Origin of the sequence: Frankia sp. QA3, assembly GCF_000262465.1 — a bacterium.
Taxonomy (GTDB): domain Bacteria; phylum Actinomycetota; class Actinomycetes; order Frankiales; family Frankiaceae; genus Frankia.
The window spans coordinates 5,239,664-5,246,640 of record NZ_CM001489.1; the positions used below are offsets into that span (position 1 = coordinate 5,239,664).

Below are 6,977 nucleotides of genomic sequence, written 5' to 3' on the forward strand. Positions count from 1 at the left end.
CCACACCGCCGGCACCCTCGACGACACCACCCTGACCAACCTCACCGAAGCCCGCCTCCACACCGTCCTGGCCCCCAAAATCGACGGCGCCTGGCACCTCCACCACCTCACCCGCCACCACCCCCTCAAAGCCTTCGTCCTCTACTCCTCCATCGCCGGCATCACCGGCAACCCCGGCCAAGCCAACTACGCCACCGCCAACACCTTCCTCGACGCCCTCGCCCACCACCGCCACACCCAGGGACTCCCCGCCACCAGCCTCGCCTGGGGACTCTGGGACGACACCAGCACGTTCACGGCGCACCTGACGGCCGCCGACCGGGCCCGCATCGCGCGCAGCGGAGTCCGTCCGCTGGCCACCGACCAGGGACTGCGACTGTTCGACGAGGCGGCCGCGGCGGACCGGGCGGTGCTCGTGCCCGTGCCGCTCGATCTCGCCGCGCTGCGCGCCCGAGCCGCCCACGACGGGGTGCCGCCGCTGCTGCGCGCCCTCGTCCGTCCCGTCCGGCGGGCCGCGGCGACCGCGTCGGCCGCGTCGGCCGCCGGCGGGTCGACCTTGGCCGCTCGCCTCGCCGGGCGGTCCGCCCAGGAGGCGAACGCCCTGCTGGTCGACCTAGTGCGGGCGGAGGTGGCCGGCGTGCTCGGGCATACCGGGGTCGCGTCCGTCCCGGCCGACCGAGCCTTCTCCGAGCTGGGCCTGGACTCGCTGACCGCCGTCGAGCTGCGCAACCGGCTCGGCGCCGCCAGCGGCCTGCGCCTGCCCGCCACCCTCACCTTCGACCACCCGAGTCCGGCGGCCGTCGCCGAGCTGCTGCGCACGGAGCTGCTCGGGAGCGCACCGGCGCGGCGCGAGGTGCCGCGCCCGCGCCGGCGCCGCGACGTCGAGGAGCCGATCGCGATCGTCGGGATGGCCTGCCGGCTGCCGGGCGGGGTCACCACCCCCGAGGAGCTCTGGGAACTGGTCGCCGGCGGCCGGGACGCCATCAGCGAATTCCCCGTCAACCGCGGCTGGGACGTCGACGACCTGTTCGACCCCGACCCCGACGCGACCGGCAAGACCTACGCCCGCCACGGTGGGTTCCTGCACGACGCGGCCGACTTCGACGCCGAGTTCTTCGGCATCTCCCCCCGCGAAGCCCTCGCCACCGACCCCCAGCAACGCCTCCTGCTCGAAACGAGCTGGGAAGCCATCGAACGCGCCGGCATCGACCCCACCACCCTGCGCGGCAGCACCACCGGCGTCTTCGCCGGCGTCATGTACCACGACTACTCCCAGCGCATCCACGCGGTGCCGCGGGCCCTGGAGGGGTACCTCGGCAACGGCAACGCCGGGTCGATCGCGACCGGACGGATCTCCTACACGTTCGGCTTCGAGGGACCGTCGGTCACCATCGACACCGCCTGCTCCTCCTCCCTGGTCGCCCTGCACCTCGCCGCCCAGGCCCTGCGCAGCGGCGAGACCGATCTCGCACTGGCCGGCGGGGTCGCGCTGATGGCGTCCCCGGCGGCGTTCATCGAGTTCTCCCGCCAGCGCGGGCTGTCACCCGACGGGCGGTGCAAGGCCTTCGCCGCCGCCGCCGACGGCGTCGGCTGGGCCGAGGGCGCCACCATGCTCCTCGTCGAACGACTCTCCGACGCCCAACGCCACGGCCACCCCATCCACGCCGTGATCCGCGGCAGCGCCGTCAACCAGGACGGCGCCTCCAACGGCCTCACCGCGCCGAACGGCCCGTCCCAGCAGCGGGTCATCCGCGCCGCGCTGGCCAGCGCCCGCCTGAACCCCACCGACATCGACGCCCTCGAGGCCCACGGCACCGGCACCCCGCTCGGCGACCCCATCGAGGCCCAGGCCATCCTCGCCACCTACGGCCAGAACCGCACCCACCCGCTCTGGCTCGGCAGCCTCAAGTCCAACATCGGCCACACCCAGGCCGCCGCCGGCGCCGCCGGCATCATCAAGACCGTCCTCGCCCTCCAGCACGGCCTACTGCCCCGCACCCTGCACGTCGACGAACCCAGCCCCCACGTCGACTGGACCGAAGGCGACGTCGCGCTCCTCACCGAGAACCGGCTCTGGCCCGACACCGACCGCCCGCGACGCGCCGCCGTCTCCTCCTTCGGCATCAGCGGCACCAACGCCCACGTCATCATCGAACAGGCACCCACGGAGCAGAACGTCCTCGCCGCCCGGATCGCCGTGCCGGCCCAGCCGACCGAAGCCGAGCCCCCCGCACCCGCCGGCACCACCGAACAGGCCGGCACCACCGAACAGGCCGGCACCACCGCGATCATCGGACCGGCGCGGCCGGGCGGCGGTCCGGCGCTGCCGTGGATCCTGTCGGCCCGCACCCCGGACGCGCTGCGGTCGCAGGCGGACCGCCTCGGGGCGTTCGTCCGGTCGGACGCCGGCACCGGACTCGACCCGGCGGACGTCGCCGACGCCCTGGTCGCGGCGCGGACCGTCTTCGAGCAGCGGGCCGTGGTGCTCGGCGCGGACCGCGACGACCTGCTGGGCGCGGTGGACGCGCTGGCCGGTGGGACGGCCAGTGCCCGGGTCGTGCGCGGCGCCGCCGACACCACCGCCACCACCGTGTTCGTCTTCCCCGGCCAGGGCAGCCAGTGGGCCGGGATGGCCCGCGAGCTGCTGGCCACCAGCCCGGTCTTCGCCGAGCACATCGACGCCGTCGCCGCGGCCCTGGCCCCGTACGCCGACTGGAACCTGCTCGACGTCCTGCACGAACGGCCCGACGCCCCCACCCTCGACCGGGTCGACGTCGTGCAGCCCACGCTGTTCGCCGTCCTCGTCGCCCTGGCCCGGCTCTGGCAGCACCATGGCGTGCACCCGCAGGCCGTCGTCGGGCACAGCCAGGGTGAGATCGCCGCCGCGCACATCGCCGGCGCCCTCACCCTCGACGACGCCGCCCGCGTCGTCGCCCTGCGCAGCCGCGCCCTGACCGCCATCACGTCGCCGGGCGCGATGGCATCGATCAACCTGCCGACCGACGAGATCACGCCGCTGCTGACCCCGGGCCTGTCCATCGCCGCGGTCAACAGCCCCGCCACGGCCATCGTCGCCGGCGACGAGGCCGAGCTCACCGCGCTGCTCGCCGTGGTGCGGGAGCAGGGCACCCGGACCCGGGTCCTGCCGGTCACCTACGCCTCGCACTCCCCGCACGTCGAGGCGATCCGCGACGAGCTGCTCACCGCCCTCGCCCCCATCCGCCCCCAGCCGGCCGCCATCCCCATCCTGTCCACCGTCACCGCCGACTGGATCGACCCCACCACCCTCACCGCCGACTACTGGTACACCAACCTGCGCCAGCCCGTCCTGTTCGAACCCGCCAGCCGCGCCCTGCTCCAGGCGGGCCACGACCTGTTCATCGAGATCAGCCCCCACCCCGTCCTCACCACCGCCCTCGCCGAAACCCTCGAGACCACCCCCGACCTCCCCGGCCCCGTCGCCATCACCGAAACCCTGCGCCGCGACACCGGCGGGCTCACCAAGATCCACTCCGCTCTGGCGGAGGCCTGGGTCCGCGGGGCCAAGGTGGACTGGCGGGTCGTGCTCGACGCGGCCGCCGCCGGTCCGAGCACCGGCGGTTCTGGCACCGCCGCCAGCCCCGGCACCGCCGCCAGCCCCGGCACGGCCGCCAGCCCCGGCACAGCCGGCGGTCCAGATCGGCGCCGGCGCTGGGTGAACCTGCCGACGTACGCGTTCCAGCGACGGCGCTACTGGTTGGATCCCACACCGGTCCGGCTGGTCGACGGCGAGCTCGTCGCCGACGGGCCCGGTGGCGACGGCGCGCTGGCCGGGCTGTCCGCGGCCCCGAGCGGGCCGAGCCTGGCCGAGCGGTTCGCCGCGCTCGCCCCGAGCGAGCGTGACGAGCTGCTGCTGGACCTGGTCCGCGCGGAGGCGGCGGTGGTCCTCGGCCACGACAGCCCCGCGACGGTCGGCCCCACCCGCGCGTTCCGCGAGCTGGGCCTGACCTCGCTGACCGCCGTCGACCTGCGTAACCGGTTGAACGCGGCGACCGGGCTCACCCTGCCGGCCACGCTCGTGTTCGACTATCCGACCCCGGTGGCGATCGCCGACTTCCTGGCGGGCGAGCTGGGCTCCGCCGGGACGACGGACACCTCCTCGCCGCTGCGCGTCCTGGACCGGTTGGAGGCGGTGCTGGAGGCGACCGGCGGCGACAACGCCGACACCGCCGAGGCGGTGACCCGGCTGCGGGCGCTGGTCGCCCGCTGGGCGGACGTCGTCCCCACGGACCCAGCCGACGACGAGCTCGACCTCGACTCAGCCACCGACGACGAGTTGTTCGCCCTGCTGGACGACAACGTCGAGTCCTCCTGACCCCGCCGATCCCCGACCCTGCCGATCCCCGACCCTGCCGTTCCCCGACCCCGGCAGTTCCCCGTCCGGGCCGTTCCTGGCCGCGGGGCCGCAGTTCTTCCTGAGGGAGCCACCGACCATGTCCAATGACGCCAAGCTCCGCGAGTACCTCAAGCGCGCGCTCAGCGACGCCCGGACGGCGCAGAAGCGCCTGCGGGAGGTCGAGTCGAGCCGCCGGGAACCGATCGCGATCGTGGGCATGGCCTGCCGGCTGCCAGGCGGGGTCACCACGCCGGAGGGACTGTGGGAGCTGGTCGCCGACGGCCGGGACGCGATCAGCGAGTTCCCGACCGACCGTGACTGGAACGTCGAGGAGCTGTTCGACCCCGACCCGGACGCGGCGGGCAAGTCCTACACCCGCCACGGTGGGTTCCTGCACGACGCGGCCGACTTCGACGCCGAGTTCTTCGGCATCTCCCCCCGCGAGGCCCTCGCCACCGACCCGCAGCAGCGGCTGCTGCTGGAGACGGCGTGGGAGGCGTTCGAGCGGGCGGGCATCGACCCGACGACGCTGCGGGGCAGCCGGACCGCGGTGTTCGCCGGGATCGCCGGGCAGGACTATGCGGCCCGCCTGCACGAGATCCCCGACGAGCTGGAGGCGTACATCGGCCTGGGGACGCTCGGTAGCGTGCTGTCCGGGCGGATCTCCTACACGTTCGGCTTCGAGGGGCCGTCGGTCACCGTCGACACGGCCTGCTCGTCGTCCCTGGTCGCCCTGCACCTGGCCAGCCAGGCGCTGCGCGGCGGCGAGGCCGACCTGGCGCTGGCCGGCGGCGTCGCGGTGATGTCGTCGCCGGCGGCGTTCATCGAGTTCTCCCGCCAGCGCGGGCTGTCAGCCGACGGTCGGTGCAAGGCCTTCGCCGACGCCGCCGACGGCACCGGCTGGGCCGAGGGGGTCGGCATCCTGCTGCTGGAACGCCTCTCCGACGCCCGGCGCAACAACCACCCCGTCCTGGCGGTGGTGCGGGGCAGCGCGGTGAACTCCGACGGCGCCTCCAACGGCCTGACCGCGCCGAACGGCCCGTCGCAGCAGCGGGTCATCCGCGCCGCGCTGGCCAGCGCCCGCCTGTCCGCCGCCGACGTCGACGCCGTCGAGGCCCACGGCACCGGCACCCCGCTCGGCGACCCCATCGAGGCCCAGGCCATCCTCGCCACCTACGGCCAGAACCGCACCCGACCGCTCTGGCTCGGCAGCCTCAAGTCCAACATCGGCCACACCCAGGCCGCCGCCGGCGCCGCCGGTGTCATCAAGACCGTCCTCGCCCTCCAGCACGGCCTGCTGCCCCGCACCCTGCACGTCGACGAGCCGTCCACGCAGGTGAACTGGTCGACCGGCGCGGTCGAGCTGCTCACCGAGGCCCGCGCCTTCCCCGAGACCGGCGCCCCGCGCCGGGTGGGGGTGTCGGCGTTCGGGGTCAGCGGCACCAACGCGCACGTCATCATCGAACAGGCCCCGGCGGACGACGGCGCGGCCGCCGGGAACGCCGACGGCCAGGACGACACCCCGAACCCGGACGACACCGTCCGGCCGAGCCGGCTTGCGCAGCCGGAGAACGCGGGACGGCAGGACACCGACCTGCAGGACACCGGCGGGCAGGGCGACGCCGAAGGGCAGCAGAACGAGGGGCCGGGACGGGAGGCCCTGCCGGTGCTGGTGCCGTTGTCGGCGCGCAGCCCCGAGGCGCTACGCGACCAGGCCCGCGGCCTGGCCGCCCATCTGCGCACCGATGCCGGTCGGGCGCCGCTGCCCGCCCTGGCCCGCGCGTTGGCAACCCGCACCGTGTTCCCGCACCGCGCGGTCACCCTCGCCACCAGCACCGAAGACCTGCTCGCCGGCCTGGACCAGCTCACCGAGGGCCACCGAAGCCCGTCGGTCATCACCGGCCAGGCCGGGGCGGGCAAGCTTGCCTTCGCCTTCTCCGGTCAGGGCAGCCAGTACCCCCGCATGGGCCACGCCCTCTACGCCACCCACCCCGTCTACCGCCAAGCCCTCCACGACGCCGCCGACGCCCTCAACCCCCACCTCGACCAACCCCTCGCTCGACATCCTCCACGCCCACCCCGACCATCCCGACAGCGCGACCATCCACCACACCGCCTGGACCCAACCCACCCTGTTCGCCCTCCAAACCGCCCTCTACCAGCTCATCACCGCCCACGGCATCACCCCCGACTACCTCATCGGCCACAGCCTCGGCGAAATCACCGCCGCCCACCTCGCCGGCATCCTCACCCTCGACGACGCCGCCCGCCTCGTCGCCACCCGCGCCCGCCTACTCGCCGCCCTCCCCCCCGGCGGCGGCATGCTCACCCTCCACACCGACGAGACCACCGCCCGCAGTCTCATCGCCGACCAACCCACCCTCGACATCGCCGCCCTCAACAGCCCCACCAACACCGTCATCGCCGGCGACACCCCCACCCTCACCCGCATCGCCAAACACGCCACCACCCAAGGCATCCGCAGCCGCAAACTCACCGTCAGCCACGCCTTCCACAGCCCCCTCACCGACCCCATCCTCACCCCCTTCCACACCACCGCGACCAGCCTGACCTTCCACCAGCCCACCCTCCCCCTCATCAC

At 74.4% G+C, this 6,977-nt stretch carries 1 protein-coding gene and 2 pseudogenes; all 3 read left to right on the forward strand.

Annotated elements, in window-relative coordinates; genetic code table 11:
• The coding region (locus tag FRAQA3DRAFT_RS21550) for a type I polyketide synthase (RefSeq protein WP_009741171.1) at positions 1 to 4,354 on the forward strand (4,354 nt) is incomplete at its 5' end.
• Positions 4,355 to 4,472: 118 nt separating this feature from the next.
• Positions 4,473 to 6,338 (forward strand): annotated as a pseudogene (locus FRAQA3DRAFT_RS35330) (type I polyketide synthase); the annotation flags it as partial.
• A gap of 178 nt (positions 6,339 to 6,516) precedes the next feature.
• A pseudogene (locus tag FRAQA3DRAFT_RS38880) lies at positions 6,517 to 6,977 on the forward strand (acyltransferase domain-containing protein); the annotation flags it as partial.